20 protein-coding genes are annotated in these 18390 nt (G+C 65.4%); 7 read left to right on the forward strand and 13 right to left on the reverse strand.

Going from position 1 to position 18390, the window contains the following annotated elements; translation table 11 throughout:
* Nucleotides 1–2: 2 nt before the first annotated feature.
* Together ACOXXX_RS07810 and ACOXXX_RS07815 are read right to left on the reverse strand one after the other, a co-directional pair.
* Entirely contained in the window at nucleotides 3–761 is a 759-nt protein-coding gene (locus tag ACOXXX_RS07810; RefSeq protein WP_422826003.1) for a GntR family transcriptional regulator, read from the reverse strand.
* A complete protein-coding gene (locus ACOXXX_RS07815; protein WP_422826004.1) occupies nucleotides 758–1654 on the reverse strand; it encodes a BadF/BadG/BcrA/BcrD ATPase family protein in 897 nt (298 codons plus the stop codon). The genes ACOXXX_RS07810 and ACOXXX_RS07815 overlap by 4 nt, the downstream gene beginning before the upstream one ends.
* 160 nt (nucleotides 1655–1814) lie before the next feature.
* Between ACOXXX_RS07815 and ACOXXX_RS07820 the strand changes: the two genes are divergently transcribed.
* From ACOXXX_RS07820 to ACOXXX_RS07845, 6 genes are all read left to right on the forward strand, one after another.
* Complete coding sequence (locus ACOXXX_RS07820; protein WP_422826005.1) at nucleotides 1815–2699, forward strand: N-acetylmuramic acid 6-phosphate etherase; 885 nt, start codon at nucleotides 1815–1817, stop codon at nucleotides 2697–2699.
* A 38-nt stretch (nucleotides 2700–2737) separates the two neighbouring features.
* Nucleotides 2738–3994 carry an ABC transporter substrate-binding protein gene (locus ACOXXX_RS07825; RefSeq protein ID WP_422826006.1) on the forward strand — a complete coding sequence of 419 codons (1257 nt, stop codon included), beginning with the start codon at nucleotides 2738–2740 and terminating at the stop codon, nucleotides 3992–3994.
* Between the two features lie 91 nt (nucleotides 3995–4085).
* A complete protein-coding gene (locus ACOXXX_RS07830) occupies nucleotides 4086–5009 on the forward strand; it encodes a carbohydrate ABC transporter permease (RefSeq protein WP_422826007.1) in 924 nt (307 codons plus the stop codon).
* Nucleotides 5010–5021: 12 nt separating this feature from the next.
* A complete protein-coding gene (locus ACOXXX_RS07835; RefSeq protein ID WP_422826008.1) occupies nucleotides 5022–5861 on the forward strand; it encodes a carbohydrate ABC transporter permease in 840 nt (279 codons plus the stop codon).
* Nucleotides 5858–6889 (forward strand): Gfo/Idh/MocA family protein, encoded by a 1032-nt coding sequence (locus ACOXXX_RS07840; RefSeq protein WP_422826009.1) that lies wholly within the window; start codon nucleotides 5858–5860, stop codon nucleotides 6887–6889. The genes ACOXXX_RS07835 and ACOXXX_RS07840 overlap by 4 nt, the downstream gene beginning before the upstream one ends.
* Nucleotides 6886–7896: an ABC transporter ATP-binding protein gene (locus ACOXXX_RS07845; RefSeq protein WP_422826010.1), complete on the forward strand. Its 1011-nt coding sequence runs from the start codon at nucleotides 6886–6888 to the stop codon at nucleotides 7894–7896. The genes ACOXXX_RS07840 and ACOXXX_RS07845 overlap by 4 nt, the downstream gene beginning before the upstream one ends.
* A 258-nt stretch (nucleotides 7897–8154) precedes the next feature.
* On the opposite strand, the gene ACOXXX_RS07850 is transcribed toward ACOXXX_RS07845, so the two are convergent.
* The 11 genes from ACOXXX_RS07850 to ACOXXX_RS07900 form a co-directional block, all read right to left on the reverse strand.
* On the reverse strand, nucleotides 8155–9273 hold the full coding sequence (locus ACOXXX_RS07850; protein ID WP_422826011.1) for an alpha-hydroxy acid oxidase: 1119 nt from the start codon (nucleotides 9271–9273) through the stop codon (nucleotides 8155–8157).
* Nucleotides 9274–9277: 4 nt separating this feature from the next.
* Nucleotides 9278–9832 (reverse strand): sulfopyruvate decarboxylase subunit beta, encoded by a 555-nt coding sequence (comE, locus tag ACOXXX_RS07855; protein WP_422826012.1) that lies wholly within the window; start codon nucleotides 9830–9832, stop codon nucleotides 9278–9280.
* Nucleotides 9829–10335: a sulfopyruvate decarboxylase subunit alpha gene (locus tag ACOXXX_RS07860; RefSeq protein ID WP_422826013.1), complete on the reverse strand. Its 507-nt coding sequence runs from the start codon at nucleotides 10333–10335 to the stop codon at nucleotides 9829–9831. Before ACOXXX_RS07860 ends, comE begins: the two co-directional genes overlap by 4 nt.
* A 44-nt stretch (nucleotides 10336–10379) precedes the next feature.
* The gene (locus tag ACOXXX_RS07865; RefSeq protein WP_422826014.1) at nucleotides 10380–10793 is read right to left on the reverse strand and encodes a universal stress protein; all 414 of its coding nucleotides are present in this window, start codon (nucleotides 10791–10793) and stop codon (nucleotides 10380–10382) included.
* A 31-nt stretch (nucleotides 10794–10824) separates the two neighbouring features.
* Nucleotides 10825–11802, reverse strand: coding sequence for a zinc-dependent alcohol dehydrogenase (locus ACOXXX_RS07870; RefSeq protein WP_422826015.1), 978 nt, complete (start codon nucleotides 11800–11802; stop codon nucleotides 10825–10827).
* Nucleotides 11799–12560, reverse strand: a complete 762-nt coding sequence (locus ACOXXX_RS07875; RefSeq protein ID WP_422826016.1) for an SDR family NAD(P)-dependent oxidoreductase — start codon at nucleotides 12558–12560, stop codon at nucleotides 11799–11801. Before ACOXXX_RS07875 ends, ACOXXX_RS07870 begins: the two co-directional genes overlap by 4 nt.
* Nucleotides 12553–13860 carry a histidinol dehydrogenase gene (gene hisD, locus ACOXXX_RS07880; protein ID WP_422826017.1) on the reverse strand — a complete coding sequence of 436 codons (1308 nt, stop codon included), beginning with the start codon at nucleotides 13858–13860 and terminating at the stop codon, nucleotides 12553–12555. Before hisD ends, ACOXXX_RS07875 begins: the two co-directional genes overlap by 8 nt.
* A 12-nt stretch (nucleotides 13861–13872) precedes the next feature.
* Entirely contained in the window at nucleotides 13873–15201 is a 1329-nt protein-coding gene (locus ACOXXX_RS07885; protein WP_422826018.1) for a TRAP transporter large permease, read from the reverse strand.
* A gap of 10 nt (nucleotides 15202–15211) precedes the next feature.
* Entirely contained in the window at nucleotides 15212–15724 is a 513-nt protein-coding gene (locus ACOXXX_RS07890) for a TRAP transporter small permease (RefSeq protein WP_422826019.1), read from the reverse strand.
* 103 nt (nucleotides 15725–15827) lie between these two features.
* A complete protein-coding gene (locus ACOXXX_RS07895; RefSeq protein WP_422826020.1) occupies nucleotides 15828–16976 on the reverse strand; it encodes a TRAP transporter substrate-binding protein in 1149 nt (382 codons plus the stop codon).
* A 22-nt stretch (nucleotides 16977–16998) separates the two neighbouring features.
* Nucleotides 16999–17184: a hypothetical protein gene (locus ACOXXX_RS07900; protein WP_422826021.1), complete on the reverse strand. Its 186-nt coding sequence runs from the start codon at nucleotides 17182–17184 to the stop codon at nucleotides 16999–17001.
* Between the two features lie 160 nt (nucleotides 17185–17344).
* On the opposite strand from ACOXXX_RS07900, the gene ACOXXX_RS07905 reads away from it, so the two are divergent.
* Nucleotides 17345–18361, forward strand: coding sequence for a LacI family DNA-binding transcriptional regulator (locus tag ACOXXX_RS07905; protein WP_422826022.1), 1017 nt, complete (start codon nucleotides 17345–17347; stop codon nucleotides 18359–18361).
* The last annotated feature ends 29 nt before the right edge of the window (nucleotides 18362–18390 follow it).

The raw sequence follows: 18390 nt of genomic DNA on the forward strand, positions 1-18390 counted from the left end.
GGCTATTCCTTTGACAGTCTGAGTTCGGCGACAAAGTTGTAGGCGTCGCCGCGATAGAGCGATTGGGTAAACTCCGCGACCCGGCCCGAGGCGAGGTAGGACGTCCGCTCGATCCTGAGGCCCGCGTCACCGGGCGCGATCATCAGCAGATCGGCGTCGGCAGGGGCGACGTTGATGGCCGAGATTTTCTGCAAGGCCCGCACGGGGCGGTGCCCGTCGCGTTCCAGCACTTCGTAAAGCGAGGTTTCGACCGCGAGCGGATTGGGCAGGATGTCGGTTGGCAGCGACGCGCGTTCGATGGCGATGGGTTCGCCATCCGCCAGCCGCAGCCGCACGATCCGCGCCACCGAATCCTCGGACGACAGACCGAGGGAGGTCATCTCATCCGGGGAGGGCATGAAAAGCCCGCGTTCGAGCCAGCGCGAGGTCGAGGATTTGCCGCGCCGCGCCATATCCTCGGAAAACGAGGTCAGGCGCGACAGTTTCTGTTCGATCTGCTCGGGCTTCGATGAGATGAACGAGCCGGAGCCCTGTTTCTGCACGATGGTGCCTTCCTCGGCCAGGGCCTGGATCGCCTTGCGCACGGTGACGCGGGAAAATTCGGTGATCGACGCGATTTCGCGTTCGGGGGGCAGGGGGCTGCCCGGGGGCAGGATGCCGCGCGCCACGCCATCGCTGATGCGCTGGCGCAGCTGGATATAGCGCGGACCGCCGTCGGGGCGGAACCAGTCCTGCGGTGCCAGAAATTCGGTGACGGTCATTCTGCATCTTTCCCTTGTTGGGCTGCAAGGTCACGGGCCAGCCGCACCGCGCCATCCAGAGCAGTGCCCTGCGGCGGCGCGATCCGGTGCCCGAGGTCCGGGCCGAGGTAGCTGGCGTAATGCGGCCCGATGCCGCCGCTGAGCGTGATGACATCGCCGTCGCGCAGATCGGCCTGTGCGAAGCAGTCGGCAAGATATGCAGCACCGGCCTGCATCAGCGCCAGGCCGTGCGCATCGCCTGCGGCGGCGGCGTCGATGATCTGGCGGGCAAACCCTGCGTGATCGCGGGGCTGCGCGGTGCGGGCAAAGTTGACGATCTGCACCGGGTCATTGTCGAAATGCGCCATGAGATCGCGGATGAGGTCGCTCCCCGGGGCCAGCCCGTCGTGCACCAGCAGGCAGGTCTCCAGCGCGCCGCGTCCCAGCCATGCGCCCGAGGCCTGATCGCCGACGCGCAGGCCCCAGCCGCCAAAGTAGCGAATCGACTCTCCGCGCCGCACTGCGACGAAGGACCCGGTGCCCACAGCGGCCAGCGCGCCATCGCGCGGCCCCAACGCGCCGACGGCCGTGGTCAGCCGGTCGTCGGACACGGTGATCGCGCCAAAGGGCAGGGCGGCGGCAACGGCGGCCTGATCCGCGGCGGTCATCACCCCGGCCAGCCCCACATGCGCGGTGCAGCGCGTCAGCACGTCACTGGTCAGGCCCGCATCCGCCGCCGCCTCCATCGCGGCGAGCCGGACATGCGTCAGGGTGGCCGCGGGGTCGGAGGTATAGTTCGCAGCGCCCCCTTTGGCCTGCCCCAGGGGCGTGCCCGCAAGGTCGCACAGCGCCGCGCGGCAACCGGTGCCGCCGCCATCAATGCCCAGGATAAGGTGTGCTGCGATCATGTTCATGAAATACCTATATCATACCAATACGGCTGTTGAAAGCCCCAATTTGAGGCCAAAAACACGGAAATCGCAGCTATTTACCGGCCAATTTAGCGTCTCAAAGAAATTGGTAGACAATAGGTATTGTTTCGGTATTGTGGTGTCGAACCGAGGGGGATTCGACGTGACGCAACCGCATATACCAGACGGCCAGGGCCAGCCCATCGACGCGCTTTCCGCGTCGGATGCGCTGTCCGCGATGCTCGCATCGCATAAGGCGGCCTTGCTGGCGGTAGAGGAGGCCTTGCCCGCGATCGAACGTGCCGCGCAGCTGGTGGCCAAGGCGCTGTCGCAAGGCGCGGTGCTGCACTACGCCGCGGCGGGCAGTTCCGGCCTGATGGCGCTGTCGGATGGCTGCGAAATCCCCGGCACCTTCGGCGTGGCGCAGGGACAGATCCGCATCAGCATGGCGGGGGGCGTTCCGGCCGATGGGCACATGCCCGGCGATACCGAAGATGACGAAGGGCATGCGCTGCGCGATGCCGCCCCTGTTCAGGCGGGCGATGTCGTGATCCTAGTCAGCGCCAGCGGCACCACACCTTATGCTCTGGCCTTTGCGCATGCCGCCCGCGCGGGCGGCGCGGGGATCGTCAGCGTTTTCAACGTGGCGACGGCCCCGCTGGGGGACCTCGCCGATGTCGCGATCAGCCTGCCCACGGGGGCAGAGGTCGTCGCCGGCTCCACCCGGCTGGGCGCGGGCACGGCGCAGAAGGTCGTGCTCAACTTGATCTCGACCCGGGCGGGCATTCTGCTGGGGCATGTGCACGCGGGGCTGATGGTCAACCTCAAGCCGGAAAACCTGAAGCTGCGCCGCCGCGCCGCCGATATCGTGGCGCGCATAGCGGGGGTGTCACGCGACCGCGCGGCGGATATCCTGGAGGGCACCGGGCATGACACCAAGCTGGCCACGCTTGTTGCCACGGGGCTTGCACCCGACCGGGCGCGGCAGTTGCTGACCCTACACAACGGGCGGCTGCCCGACTGTCTGGATGCCGCGGCCACGCCATGACGATAACACCGACCACCATAACAGAGAGGGAACCAACCATGAGACACATCACACTGAAAGGCACCTTGCTGGCCACGACGCTGCTGGGCGCGACCGCCGCCAGTGCGCAGGATGCCGAACTGGTCATCGAAAGCTGGCGCAATGACGACCTGGCCATCTGGCAGGACAAGATCATTCCCGCGTTCGAGGCCGAACATCCCGGCATCACGCTGAAATTCACCCCCTCGGCCCCGGCGGAATACAACGCCGTGCTGAACTCCAAGCTCGATGCCGGATCGGCGGGCGACATCATCACCTGCCGCCCCTTCGACGCGTCTCTGGCGCTGTACGAGGCGGGGCACCTGACCGATCTGAGCGATCTTGAAGGCATGTCGAACTTTTCGGATGTGGCGAAATCCGGCTGGTCCACCGACGACGGCAGCGCAACCTACTGTGTGCCGATGGCCAGCGTGATTCACGGCTTCATCTACAACAAGGAAGCGTTCGAAGAGGTCGGCGTCGAAGTGCCGGAAACCGGAGAGGAATTCTTTGCCGTTCTCGAGAAATTCAAGGAAGACGGCAGCTATATCCCGATGGCCATGGGCACCAACGATCAGTGGGAAGCGGCCACCATGGGGTACAACAACATCGGGCCGAACTACTGGAAGGGCGAAGAGGGGCGCAACGCGCTGATCGCGGGCGACCAGAAGCTGACGGATGAGCCCTGGGTCGCGCCGTTCCGGCAACTGGCCAAATGGGGCGACTATCTGGGCGACGGCTTTGAGGCGCAGACCTATCCCGACAGCCAGAACATCTTTACCCTCGGTCGCGCGGCGATCTATCCGGCGGGCCGCTGGGAAATCTCGGGCTTCAACGCGCAGGCGCTGTTCGACATGGGGGCCTTCCCCCCGCCGGTGCCCGCCGCGGGCGACACCTGCTATATCTCGGATCACACCGACATCGGCATCGGCATGAACGCCGCGACCGAGCATCCCGAGGCGGCGCGGACCTTCCTCAACTGGGTGGCGTCGTCGGAATTCTCGAACATCTTCGCCAACGCGCTGCCGGGGTTCTTCCCGCTGTCCAATGCCGAGGTGACGCTCGAGGATCCGCTGGCGCAGGAGTTCATTTCCTGGCGCGATGACTGCGAAAGCTCGATCCGGTCGACCTACCAGATCCTGTCGCGCGGCACGCCGAACCTGGAAAACGACACCTGGAACGCCAGCGTCGCGGTGATCAAGGGCGACGAGGCGCCCGAGGAGGCGGCCCAGCGTCTGCAGAACGGCCTGGCCAGCTGGTACGAACCCCAGCAGTAGGCACCGGCCCTGACGCATCGGGCGGCCCAGCTGCGGCCCGATGCCCCCCGATCCCGCCGATCCGATCCCCACATCACCAAGGAGACTTCAGATGGCTTTGCCTTCCCGAAAACCGTTCCGGTGGCACATCGCCGTGTTCCTGGCGCCTGCCGTGTTCGTCTACACCGCGGTGATGATCTATCCGCTGTTCAACACCCTGCGGTTGTCGCTCTATTCGCGGGTGGATCAGGAACGTGTCTGGGTCGGGCTCGACAATTTCCGCAGGCTTTTCGGGGATGCCATCTGGTCGGACCAGTTCTGGAACGCGCTCGCCAACAACACCTGGTTCTTCGTGATCCATATGCTGGTGCAGAACCCCATCGGCGTGGCACTGGCGGCGATCCTGTCCTCGCCCCGCCTGCGCTTTTCGGCCTTCTACCGCTCGGCCATCTTCATCCCGACGATCCTGAGCTTCGTCATCGTGGGCTTTGCCTGGAAACTGATCCTGTCGCCGATCTGGGGCATCGCGCCGGGGATGCTCGACGCCATCGGGCTCAAGTTCCTCTACGCGCCCTGGCTCGGGAAAGAGGAATACGCGCTGACCACGCTCAGCCTCGTGTCGGTCTGGCAATACGTCGGCATCCCGATGATGCTGATCTATGCGGCACTGCTGTCGATCCCGGACGAAATCCTTGAGGCCGGGGAATGCGACGGCATCACCGGCATGAGCGCCTTCTGGAAAATCAAGCTGCCGCTCATTCTGCCCAGCATCGGCATCATCTCGATCCTGACGTTTGTGGCGAATTTCAACGCTTTTGACCTGATCTATGCCGCGCAGGGTGCGCTCGCGGGGCCGGATTTCAGCACCGATATCCTGGGCACCTTCATGTACCGCACGTTCTTCGGCTTCCAGTTGCAGCTGGGCGATCCGCACATGGGGTCGACCATCGCGAGTGCCATGTTCGCGATCATCCTGGTGGGGGTCTGCATCTACCTTTTCGGTATCCAGCGCCGTTTGCGCAGCTACCAGTTCTGAGGAGTGGGAACGATGAACAAGGCACGCCGCACACCCGGAACGACGATCGCCGCGCATGGTGTTCTGATCCTTTACACGCTGATCGCGCTGTTCCCGGTTTTCGTCATCCTGATCAACAGCTTCAAATCCCGCCGCGCGATCTTTCGCGACCCGCTGGGCCTCCCGGATGCCGAGACATTCTCGCTCATCGGCTACGAGACGGTGCTCAAGCAGGGGGATTTCTTCCTCTATTTCCAGAACTCGATGATCGTCACCGTCGTCTCGCTGACGCTGATCCTGCTTTTTGGGGCCATGGCGGCCTTTGCGCTGGCGGAATACCGGTTCAAGGGCAACACGCTGATGGGGCTGTACCTGGCGCTAGGAATCATGATCCCGATCCGCATCGGCACGGTGGCGATCCTGGAAATGATGGTGTCGACCGGGCTGGTGAACACGCTGACCGCGCTGATCCTCGTTTATACCGCGCAGGGCCTGCCGCTGGCGGTGTTCATCCTGTCGGAATTCATGAAGGGCGTCAGCGACGATCTGAAGAACGCGGGCCGGATCGACGGGCTGTCGGAATACAAGATCTTCTTCCGGCTGGTGCTGCCGCTGGTGCGCCCGGCTATGGCGACGGTGGCGGTCTTCAACATGATCCCGATCTGGAACGACCTGTGGTTTCCGTTGATCCTGGCCCCGGCCGAAGAGGTGAAGACCCTCACGCTCGGCAGCCAGGTCTTCATCGGGCAGTTCGTGACCGACTGGAACGCGGTGCTGTCGGCGCTGTCGATGGCGATCCTGCCGGTGATGATCCTGTACGTGATCTTCTCGCGTCAGCTCATTCGCGGCATCACCAGCGGGGCGGTGAAATGATCAAGATTCTCATCGCCGGGCTTGGCAACATGGGTCTGTCCCACGCGCTGGCCCACCACCATCACCCGGGCACCGCCATCGTCGGGCTGGTCAACCGGTCGGGCCGCGTCGATCACGCCGATCTGGCGGCCTATCCGGTCTTTACCGATTTCCACGCTGCGCTGGCGGATACGCAGCCCGATCTAGTGGTCATCGCAACGTACACCGACACCCACGCCGATTTTGCGGTCGCGGCGATGGAGGCGGGGGCGCATGTCTTCGTCGAAAAGCCATTGGCGGGCACAGTGGCCGATGCGCGGCGCGTCATCGAGACGGCCAAACGGCTGAACCGCAAGCTGGGCGTGGGATATATCCTGCGGCATCACCCCAGCTGGCAGCGCCTTATTGCCGAGGCGCGCGGGCTGGGCGGGCCGTATGTGTTCCGGCTCAACCTCAACCAGCAGTCCAGCGGGGTGACGTGGGAGACGCACAAGCAACTGATGCAGACCACATCGCCGCTGGTCGATTGCGGCGTGCACTACGTCGATGTCATGTGCCAGATCACCGATGCCGCCCCGGTGCGCGTCAACGGCATGGGGCTGCGCCTGTCGGACGAGATCGCGCCAGACATGTACAACTACGGCCAGTTCCAGGTCAGCTTCGATGACGGTTCGGTCGGCTGGTACGAGGCCGGCTGGGGCCCGATGATGTCGGAAACCGCGTTCTTCGTGAAGGATGTGGTCAGCCCGAACGGCGCGGTCAGCATCACCGATGCCGACAAGGGATCGTCGGACGATGTGGACGGCCATACCCGTGTCGGCGGGCTGCTGGTGCACCGCCCGGACGGCGACACGCTGATCGACCTGCCGGATGAACCCGGCCATCAGCAGCTGTGCGAAGCCGAACAGACCTGGATCGTCGACGCGATCCGCACCGACGCCGACCTTGCCCGTCACATGCGGGACGCCCTGCAATCGCTGGCGATCTGCCTTGCCGCGGATGAAAGCATCCGGACCGGCCGATCCATCACATTGGGAGAGATGACATGACCGCGCTGAAGCTTGAAAACGTGAACAAATCCTTCGGGCCGGTGCATGTCCTGAAGGACATCAACCTGACCGTGGAAGAGGGCGAATTCGTCGTCTTTGTCGGCCCCTCGGGCTGTGGCAAGTCCACGCTCCTGCGGGTCATCGCGGGGCTTGAGGACGCCAGTTCCGGCACCATCGCCATCGGCGGTGAAGAGGTGAACACCGTGCCTCCCGCCAAGCGCGGGATCGCGATGGTGTTCCAGTCCTACGCGCTTTATCCGCACCTCACGGTCAAGGACAACATGGGCCTCGGTCTCAGGCAGGAGGGCCGCGACAAATCGGTGGTCGAGGAACGCGTGGCCAAGGCCAGCGCGATGCTGGACCTCGACAGGTATCTGACCCGTCGACCGGCGGAACTCAGCGGCGGCCAGCGCCAGCGCGTCGCCATCGGCCGCGCCATCGTCCGCGACCCGAAGCTTTTTCTCTTTGACGAACCGCTGTCGAACCTCGACGCGGCGCTGCGGATGAACACCCGGGTCGAAATAGCGGCGCTGCACCGCACGCTGTCGGCGTCAATGATCTATGTGACCCACGACCAGATCGAGGCGATGACGCTGGCCGACAAGATCGTCGTGCTGCGCGACGGGCGGATCGAGCAGGTGGGCAGCCCGATGGAGCTTTACAACAACCCCGCTAACCGCTTCGTGGCGAGCTTTCTGGGCTCTCCCTCGATGAACTTCCTCGAACGGTCCGTGCCGGGCCTGCCTGCGGGCCAGACCCTCGGCATCCGGCCCGAACACCTTCATTTGGCCGAGGACGGCCCGATCAAGGGCGAGGTCACGCATGTGGAACGGCTGGGCGGCGACACCAACCTTCTGGTGCGCACGGATGAGGATGAGACCCTGACCGTGCGGCTTTTCGGGCAGGACATGACGCCCGTGGGCGCGCGCGTGACACTGGGGTACAAGGCCACCGATGCGTTCTATTTCGACGCAGAGGATGCGCGGTTGCAGCCTGAGGCGGCGTAGAACCGGATGCAGACCGAGTGAAGCGCGCGCGAGCAGCCTGAAGCGGAGCTTGGGCATTGAGTTGAGGAGCCGCGCCATTGCAGTCGCGCGCGGCTGCGATCAGGTCCTCCCGCTCCGCGCTTTATGCAAGCCAAGTCCGCACGCCAGCCCCGCGATGCACCAAGCTCAGCCAAATCGCAGCCGCGTTGGGGCGCGACTGCGATGGCGCGGCGGCCTTCGGCCTTGAGTCCGCGCCGGGTGGTTGGCTCGTACGTCCGCTCAGGCTTGGCCGTCCGGGCCGTCGATCCCGCGCAGATCGCTCAACCCGGTCTGCGCCATCGCGATGCTCAGCTCGGAACTGAGCACCTCGAAAAGCCGCTGCAATCCTTCCTCGCCCGCTGCGGCGATGGCGAATTGCCAGACCCGGCCCAGAAAGGTAAAGCCTGCGCCCTGCGTCAGCGCCTTCAGTACATCCTCGCCACTGCACAGTCCGCTGTCGAAAAAAAGCGGCACGCGGCCCGCCACGGCGGCGGCGATGTCGGGCAGGGCAGCGATGGGGGCCGGCGCGCCCTCCAACTGTCGCGCGCCGTGGCTCGATACCTGGATCGCATCCACGCCGCACTGCGCCAGTCGCGCCGCGTCCTCGGCATCCAGTACCCCCTTCACGACCAGTTTTCCGGGCCAGGCGTCGCGCAGGCGCGCCAGCGTGTCCCAGTCGGCGCGGGCGCGGCTTTCGGTGCGGTCGAAGGCATAGCCATCTTTGAGAAAATTCGCCATCTGCGGACGGCCCCGGGCCAGCGTCGACAAGGACCACTGCGGATGCAGGGCAAAATCCAGAAACTGGCGGGGTCCGATGCGAAAGGGCATGGTGAATCCGTGGCGTAATTCGCGCGGGCGGCGGCCCACCTCGGGCACGTCGGCGGTCAGGATCAGCACCTCGTACCCGGCGGTGCGGGCGCGCTCGACCAGTTTGAACGTTCCGGTGCCGTCGCCGCTGAAATAAAGCTGGAACCAGGCGTGTCCCTCCGCCGTGTCGATCAGCTGCTCCATCGGGGTGGAGGCGACAGTGGACACCCCCAGCGGGATCGTCTCCCGCGCGGCCAGCCGCGCCAGCATCAGATCCGCCCCGGGTCCAGACAGGTTGCACATGCCCATGGGGGCGATGCCGAAGGGCCGCCCCATGTCCTGCCCGAAGACCGGCACCGACAGCGACCGGTCGTGCACATCCCGCAGGATGCGCGGGCGCAGCGTCAGCGCATCAAGCGCCGCGCGGTTGCGCCGCGCGCCGGCTTCGCCGCCCGCCGCCCCGTCGATATAGTCAAAGACCATCCAGGGCAGGCGGCGGCGGGCCAGGCGGCGCGCGTCCTGGGCCGAGTGGATGCGCGCCGCGCGGCCCATGCCCTCAGGCCTTGACCGCTTTCATGAACCGGTCGCGGATCACCACCGGGTCCATGGTGATGACCGGCATCTTGGCGTTGCCGCTGTCGCATTTCACCACCATCACCGTGCCGCGCCCGGAATCGAGCGCGGCCTGCAACGCCTCGCCGGTGTCCTTGTCCTGCACCTCGACCACGTTGTCGCAGCCCGCCGCACGGGCCATGCCCGCCAGATCGGTCTTCATGCCGGTATAGGTCGGTTGATCGCCCGTGGAGCCATAGGACCCGTTGTCGATGATCATCAGGATGTAGTTGTCGGGGCAATTGTTGCCGATGGTGGGCAGCGTGCCGAGGTTGGTCAGCACCGACCCGTCGCCGTCGATCACCACCACAGGCTTGGGCTGCGCCAGCGCCAGCCCCAGCCCGATCGAGGACGCAAGACCCATGGTTCCCAGCATGTAGAAATTGCTGGGCTGGTCGTCGATGGCGTGCAGTTCCTGGCTGGGGATGCCGATGTTGCAGATCACCAGTTGGTCACGAAGGATGGGCGCGATCTCGCGCAGGATTTCGGAACGGATCATTGGTCGCCGTAGCCTCCCCAGAAATTGGCGTCGGTCAGGATCGCCACGGGTTTGTTGCACATGAAGGTGTATTTCAGGATGTTGTCGAATTCCTCGACATCCCTTTGCCAGTGAAAGTGGTAGGTGGGGATGTTGAGCTGCGCCAGCAGCGCCTTGGTATGCACGGCCATTTCCACCTGGCAGGCCACCGGTTCGCGCAGTTCGCCACGGTAGGAAATGATCATCGGCAGCGGCATCCGGTAGAACTGGATCAGTGTCGCCAGCGTGTTGATCGTGACGCCGATGGCGGTGTTCTGCATGATGATCGCCGGGCGCTTTCCGCCCATGAAGGCGCCGGCGCACAGGCCCATGCCTTCATCCTCCTTGTTGGAGGGGATGTGGAAGATGTCGTCGCGCTGGTCGATCTCTGCGATCACCCCGGCGAGTTGCTTGCAAGGGACGGTGGTGACGAAGGTGACGTCATTGGCCACCAGGTCGTCCGCGATTTTCTTGTCGATGTTCATCAGGGCGGGGTCTTTCGTTGGTTGGAAATGGCGATGGATCAGGGTCAGCCGGGGCTGCGGTGCACGTGCACGGCGCAGCCCGCGTGGCGCACGACCCGCGCGGCGGTGGAGCCGAGGAAGAAATCCGACAGCCCGGGTTTATGCGATCCGATGACGATGCAGTCGATGCCGTTGGCGTGGGCGTAGTCGATGATGGCGCGCGCGGAATGGCCCTTGACCATGGCGGGCGTGACCTCGGGGTGGTCCTGCAGCTTGGCGGCCATCTCGGCCTTGGCGCGCTCATAGCCGGCCTTCACCGTCTCTTCGTCCAGATAGGCGCTGACCGATCCTTGCGGGGCCTCATAGACATGCAGCGCCACGATCTCTCCGCCCTGGGTCAGCAGCGCCCGCGCGATGCCAAGGGTGTGCGGCGACACGCCGTGATCCAGCGCCATGGGAACAAGTACCTTTGCGTACATCCTGTCCTCTTTCTATCCAGTGACCGCGGGGCTAGGACCACGGGTCGAGCATGATTTTCGGCGCCGCCACCCGGCCTGCGCGCAGATCGGCAAAGGCTTCGGCTGCCCCAGACAGCGGACGCGCTTCGGTCCAGTCGAGCGGCCCCAACCGCCCGTCGAAGATCGCCGCCGCTGTGTCGCGAAAGTCCTTGGCCGTGTAGGTATAGGTGCCGATGAAGGTGATTTCCTGTAGCGTCATGCGCCGGATATCAAGGCCGCCCGCATCCTCGCCCAGCCCCACATGCGCGATGACCCCACCGGGGGTGGCAAGGGCCGAGGCCGCGGCGCGCGTCGCGCCATAGCCGACCGCGTCGATCACCAGCGGCGCGTTCTGGGTTGCGGTGTCGGTGACGGTCTGACCGCAGACATCAGCCAGATGCGCGCGCCGCGCGGCATTTGGCTCCGCGATGGTCACGTCCTTCACCCCCATCGCCCGCAAGGCCAGCGCCGCCGCGAGCCCGATCGCCCCGCCGCCCAGAACCACCGCACGGTCCGAGCCGCCGGGCAAAGCTGCCAGAGCCAGCCGCGCCGCGTGCCAGCTGACGGCAAGCGGCTCGGCCAGTGCCGCCTTGGCCAGCGGCACGTCTTCGGGCACCGTGACAAGGTTGCGCTCAGGCATTGCGACGAACTGCGCGAACGCGCCTTCGCGCGGCGGCATCGAGATGATCTGACGCTCTGGGCACAGGTTTTCGCGCCCCCCGGTGCAGGCCGGGCAGGTGCCGCAGGTCACCAGCGGGTTGATCGTCACCCGTTCGCCGTCGCGCGGCCCGCCTGTGACGGTGCCCGCCGCCTCGTGCCCCAGGATCAGCGGCGCGGGCCGGCGCACGTCATGGCCAAGATAGGCGTGCATGTCCGACCCGCAGATGCCCGATGCCGCCAGCCGGATCAGATGCTCGCCCGCATGCGGCACCGGATCCGCGACCTCTCGCAGGGCCAGGGTTTCGACCCCTTCGTAAACCAGCGCCTTCATTTCGCGGTGAACCCCCCGTCGACCATCAGGATCTGCCCCGTGACGTAGGCCGAGGCGTCCGAACACAGAAACAGGAGCGGCCCGTCGATATCCTCAAGCCGGCCGTTGCGGCGCAGGCAGGTTTGCGCCGCGTTGCGCGCGGCCCGGTCGGCGTCGGCAAAGACCGCCGCCGTGAGTTCGGTCGGGAAGAACCCCGGCCCAATCGCGTTGGCGGTGATGCCGTGTGGCGACCACGCTTCGGCCATGGCACGGGTCAGTTGACTGATGCCGCCCTTGCTGGCGCCATAGGCTATGCCCGCCGGAAAGGCGCGGCTGGATTGAAGAGAGGCGAAGTTCACGATCCGGCCCCAGCCCTTTTCCTGCATCGCAGGCAACAGCGCGCGCGACAGAAAGAACGGTGCCGAAAGGTTCAGCGCCAGCGTGGCGTCCCAGGCCTCCTCCGTCACGTCCTGTGCGGGCTGGCGCGGGTTCAGCCCTGCGGCATGCACCACGATGTCGGGCGCGCCGAAGGGGGCGGTGATGGCGGCGCAAAGATCGGGCAGGGCGGCGCGGTCGGCCACATCCGCCGCGACCGTCGCCGCCGCGTCGCCGACCTCGGCCTGCCAGTCGGCCAGCGCATCGGCCCGGCGCGCCACCCCCACGACCCGCGCGCCTGCCGCGGCCAGCACCGTGGCCGCACGTTGTCCCAGGCCGGAACTTGCCCCGGTGACGCAGGCCACCCGGCCCGTCAGGTCGAAAAGGGTGCGCGGGTCAGCCATCTGCCGAGAGATCAAAGTTTTCCCCGGGGAAATATTTGGCCAGCCGCACGTCGGCGGCGCGGGCGTGCCCTTCCATCCCTTCGAGCCGGGCGATCCGCGCCGTCGCCTCGGCCACCGGACGGGATCCTTCGCGGGTGGCGCGCTGCCAGGTCACGATCTTCATGTACTTGTGCACCGACAGCCCGCCGGTATAGCTGGCCGCCCCGCTGGTGGGCAGGACGTGGTTGGTGCCCGTGGCCTTGTCGCCGTAGGACACGGTGGTTTCCTCGCCCAGAAAGAGCGACCCGTAGCAGGTCAGCCGGTTCAGCCACCAATCCAAATCCTCGGCCTGCACGGTCAGGTGTTCAGGGGCATAGCCGTCGGAACAGGCGGCCATTTCCTCGCGGTCGGTGCAGAGGATCACCTCGGCATAGTCGCGCCAGGCGGCAAAGGCGTTGTCGCGGTTGACCTCGGGCAGGTCGTCGATCAGACCCGGCACCATCTGCATGACCTCTTCGGCCAGCGCGCGGTCGTCGGTCACCAGCCAGACCGGAGAGTTGTAGCCGTGTTCGGCCTGGCTCACGAGGTCTGTGGCGACGATATGCGCATCCGCGGTGCCGTCGGCCAGGATCAGGCTGTCGGTGGGGCCTGCGATCATGTCGATGCCCACGCGGCCGAAAAGGATGCGCTTGGCCTCGGCCACGAACTGGTTGCCGGGTCCGACAAGGATGTTGGCCTTGGGCAGACCGAAGAGGCCGAAGGTCATCGCCGCGACCCCCTGCACGCCGCCCATGGCCAGGATCTTGTCGGCGCCGCAGTAATGCGCGGCATAGATGATGGCCGGGTTGACCCCGATGCCGGGACGCGGCGGCGAACACGCGGTGATATGGCGGCATCCCGCGACCTTGGCGGTGGTTACGGTCATGATGGCGCTGGCGATATGGCTGTAGCGACCCCCCGGCACATAACAACCCGCAGCATCCACCGGGATCGCCTTTTGCCCGGCGATCATGCCCGGCACGATCTCGACCTCGACATCCGACACGGTGGCTTTCTGCGCCTCGGCAAAGCGGCGGACGTTGTCGTGGCTGAACCGGATATCGGCCTTGAGCTTTTCGGGCACCAATGCGGCGGCGGCGGCGATGTCCTCGGCACTGAGCAGCACGTTGCCCTCGTACTGGTCGAACCGGGCGGCGTAGTCCAGCGCCGTCGCATCGCCGCCCTTTTCGATGTCGTCGAGAATCGCGACGACGGTTTCATGCACCTCGGACGCGTCGGATTTCGCGGTCAGGGTGGCTTTCTTCAGGTATTCGAGGGCCATCGGTACAGTGTCCTACTTGTAGATATCGGGCAGCAGCGTGGTCGACAGCGCCGGGATATAGGCGATCATCAGCACGACGACGAACATGCACAAGACAAACGGCACCGCGCGCGCCGCGATCTTGAGGATGGATTCGCCGGTGATGCCAGAGACCACGAAAAGGTTGAGCCCCAGCGGCGGCGTGATGAAGCCCACGCCAAGCGCGGTGATCATCATGATGCAGAACTGGATTTCGTTCATGCCGATGTTGTCGGCCAGGGGTTTCAGAATCGGGGCGAGGATGACGATGTTGGGCGTCGTCTCCATCACGCAGCCCGCGGCGATCAGGATGCCGATCATCAGCAGGATCAGCAGCCATGGCTCGTCCGTGAGGCCAGTGACCGAGGTGACGAAACCCTGCGGCACGCCCATGATCGCCAGCGCCTCGGCCAGGGGGGCGGAAAAGGCGATGATCGGGAGGATGACGCCGTTGACCTTGGCCGAACTCAGCAGCATCGCCGGGAAATCGGCCAGGCTGAGCGTGCGCAGGATGAACCCCATGATGATCGTCACCACCACCGCCGTGGCCCCCGCCTCGGTCGGGGTGAGGCGACCAGAGAAGATGCCGTAAAAGATGATGCCCGGCACGATGAAGGCGTACCAGCCGGATTTCAGCGACCGGCCAAGGTTGCCCAGCCATTCCGACATGGTCATCTGGCCGCCGCCTTCGTAGGCGTAGATGCGGTTCACGATCAGGTTGGTGATCAGGATCGAGATGAGGATCGCGAGGCCCGGGATGAGTGCTGCCAGAAACAGGGTGGAGGCGGAAATCCCCAGCACCAGGCCAATGATGATATACGCGATCGACGGCGGGATCAGGATGCCGGTGCAGGCGCCCGCGGCCACCAGCGCGCAGGCATAGGGCCGCGGATAGCCCGATTCCACCAGCCGCGCGATGGTCATCCGGCCCACTGCCGCAGCCCCCGCCGCGTCCGAGCCCGAGATCGCCGCGAACATGCCGCAGACCAGCACCGTGGCCGACCCGAAGCCGCCCTTGGTGAAACAGGTCAGCGCCTCGGCCACGTCCAGGAACTTGCGGCTAAGGCCGGTGCGCACCAGCACGTCACCGGTCAGGATGAAAAGCGGCACCGCCGTCAGCGCAAAGGCGTCGATGCCGGAAAACAGGCTTTCGCCGACCAGGCTCAGCGGCAGGTCGCCCGACATCACCAGCATCAGGATCGCCGAGGCGCCGATGGCCGCCCAGACCGGCACCGCCAGCGCGATGAGGCCCACGAAGATGATCACCGGCAGGTAGAAATCCCAGCCCAGTTCGACCGTCTGATTGAGTTGTTGCCAAAGCATCGCCGGGTCCTCAATCGAAGAGCTTGTCGCCCTCGTAGACGGGTTTGCCCGTCCGCAAGGCGTGGACATCGCGCAGGAAGGACTGCACCAGCCGCAGGATGATCAGGGAAAAGCCGATCGGGACGGCCATCAGGAACCAGACCTTGGAAATCCGCAGCCCGTCGGTCACCGATCCGAACTTGGCCGACACGTGCACCGCCTCGAACGACCAGTAAAGCGCGATCACCGCGACCACGAACATCACCAGGTCGCCAAAGATATACAGCAGCGCCTTGGCCCGTGGCCCGAGGTAGTGCATCAGCACGTCGATGCGGATGTGCCCGCGTTCCTTCACCGCCGCCGCGGCCCCGATCCAAGCGAGGTAGATGAAGGAATAGCGCACGATCTCTTCGCCCCAGATCGACGAAAAGGCAAAGACCTCGCGCCGCAGCACCTCGATCGCCATGGTGATGACCAGCATCACGTAGAAGGTCAACAACAGCCAGCGTTCGGCGTTGCGGTCGATGCTGCGCAAAAGGTCCATCGCGTGCCTCTTTGGGTTGGCCACCCGCCACCGGCGCGCCGGGGCGCGTCACTGCGGCGGGGCAGGGGTGCGGGGCCCGAAACAGGCGCGCCCCGCCTTTGGGTCAGGCGTCGTGGACGTAGTATTTGCCTTGCGTGCCGGCGGCCTCTTCCATCCGGGCGAAGGCGTCCATGGATCCGGCAAGCTCGGTCTTGAACTCGTCCCATTCGGGCCGCTGGTAGCCGCCAGCCTCTTTCCATTCGCCCAGCTGGTCGTCGCTCAGGCTGTGGAATTCGACCCCGGCCTTGGACAGCTCTGCCATCGCATAGGCGCGTGCCGACGGCACCTTGGCCAGGTTCTGGTGTGCCGTCATCTCGGACGCCCACATGATCCCGTCCTGCACATCGGCGGGCATGGAGTTGAACCATTCGAGATTGCACGAATAGACCTGGCTGTCCGGCACCGCCTGGGTAAAGGTCACGTGGCTCAGGATGTCCTTGAACCCAAAGACATAAAGCGCGCCCACAGAGGGGTCGAGCGCATCGGCCACGCCCTGTTTGATCGCCGACGGGGTTTCGCCCCAGGCCACCGGTGTCGGGTTGGCACCCACCATGCGGTAATACTGCTGCAACATCTTCGATCCCGGCACCCGGAACTTGACGCCCGACAGGTCCGACGGCGACAGGACCGCACCGGCACCGCCCTTGCGCACCGCGACGACGCGCGGGTCGATGTTGACGTAAAAGAGCGCCTTGAACCCCGCTTCCTCGACCTTGGGGTGCACTTCGCTGTTCCAGAAGTCCGAGGTGACGAGGTTGGTGAACCGCTGGTTCGACCCGCAGAGATAGGGCATGTTGATCAGATCGACGGTCGAGGCGAACGGCGCGAAGTTCGACAGCGAATGCTGTGCCGCCTGGATGGTCCCGCCCTGCACCTTCTGCACCAGGTTGCCGCCCGACCCAAGCTGCCCGCCGGGGGCCAGCTTGACATAGACCTTGCCGTTGGTGGCGTTCTGGATGTTCTCCTTGAAATCCAGCTGCATGATCGGATAGCTGCGCGTCGCCCCCAGTACATAGGCGGTGGCGATGGTCATCACGTGATCGGCGGCCTTTTCGCGGTCCCGCTCTTCGTTGGCGGTCTGGGCCACCGCTTCGGACGACCACAATAGCCCCCCGGCCCCTGCCACCATCGCGGCGGTGAATCCGCCTGTGGCGGCCAGTTTCATGAAATTCCGGCGCTCTGCCGAAGCGAGTTCCTTGCGGTCTTGGTCCATCTGGTTTCCTCCCGTTGACGCGTCAGCCGCCGTTCTTGTTTTTTCGGTCGGCCTCTCGTTTCAGAATCGCGACGACGAACAGGATGGAGGCCGCAAAAAGCACCAGCATCTCGCCCACGTCCCCCAGAAAGGCGGCACCCGCGAAAGCCCCCAGCGCGACATTGACGAAAAACACGACAAAGACGATGGCAGAGGCGGCAAGAAACATGCGGCGGGTCCTGCAGAGGTTGCGGTTCTAATAAGAGTGTAAGCGCTTGCATTCGATTCTTGCAAGCGCTTACATTTTCGCCGTGCAGTTTTCGAATTTCGGAATTAGGGTGTCCTGAAAGCTGAACTCACCCCTTCGGACCGTGTCGCAAGAACCCGTCATGCTGACCAAGCAACCCGCCCCGACCCTTGACGATGTCGCCCGCGCCGCAGGTGTGTCGACGGCCACGGTGTCGCGCTGCTTGAACACGCCACAGCGGGTGCAGCAGGGCACCCGCGACCGGGTTCTGCAGGCGGTGGACCGGCTGGGATATACCCCGAATTTCGGCGCGCGGGTGATGGCGGCGCGCCGCACCTTCACTATCGGTGCGATCATTCCTACGATGGAAAATGCCATATTCGCCCGTGGCTTGCAGGCCTTTCAGGAAGCGTTGCATGAAGCCGGATACACGCTGCTGGTGTCCAGCACCGCCTACCGCCCCGAGGCCGAGGCCGAACAGATCCGGTCGCTCGTGGCGCGCGGGGCCGACGGGCTTTTGTTGATCGGTTATGACCGCGATCCGGCGGTCTACGACTACCTCGCGCGCCAGACCGTGCCGGTGCTTCTGGCCTGGGCCTATGCGCCCGACACGCCGCAGCCCTGCGTCGGCTTCGACAATCGCGCCTCGATGCGGGCGCTGGCCGATCATGTGCTGGACCTGGGGCACAGGCGCATCGCCGTCATTTCGGGGGTGGTGGCGGGCAACGACCGCGCGGCGGACAGGGTGCGGGGCATCCGTGACGCCGTGGCCGCGCGTGGCTTGGATGCAGAGACCCTGCCGGTGATCGAAACACCCTACGAGATCGAAAACGGCGCGACGGCCTTCGCCCGGTTGATGGCGCGGGCCGAGCCGCCCACGGTGGTGATGTGCGGCAACGACGTTCTGGCCGTGGGGGCGATGCAGGGCGCGCGGGCGATGGGGCTGCGGGTGCCCGACGATATATCGGTCACCGGATTCGACGACATCGAACTGGCCCGCATCGTGACGCCGCAACTGACCACCGTTCACGTGCCCCACCGGGACATGGGCCGCCGTGCCGCCAGCGCGCTGGTGCGCATGGTCGAAGAGCGTGGCACCGGCGGCTCGGAACAGCTGCGGGTGTCGCTGAAACTGCGCGGATCGCTGCGGGCGGTCTAGCCTGGTGCGCAGGGCTGCCGCGCGGGGGG

Origin of the sequence: Thalassococcus sp. BH17M4-6, assembly GCF_049323015.1 — a bacterium.
GTDB lineage: Bacteria > Pseudomonadota > Alphaproteobacteria > Rhodobacterales > Rhodobacteraceae > Puniceibacterium.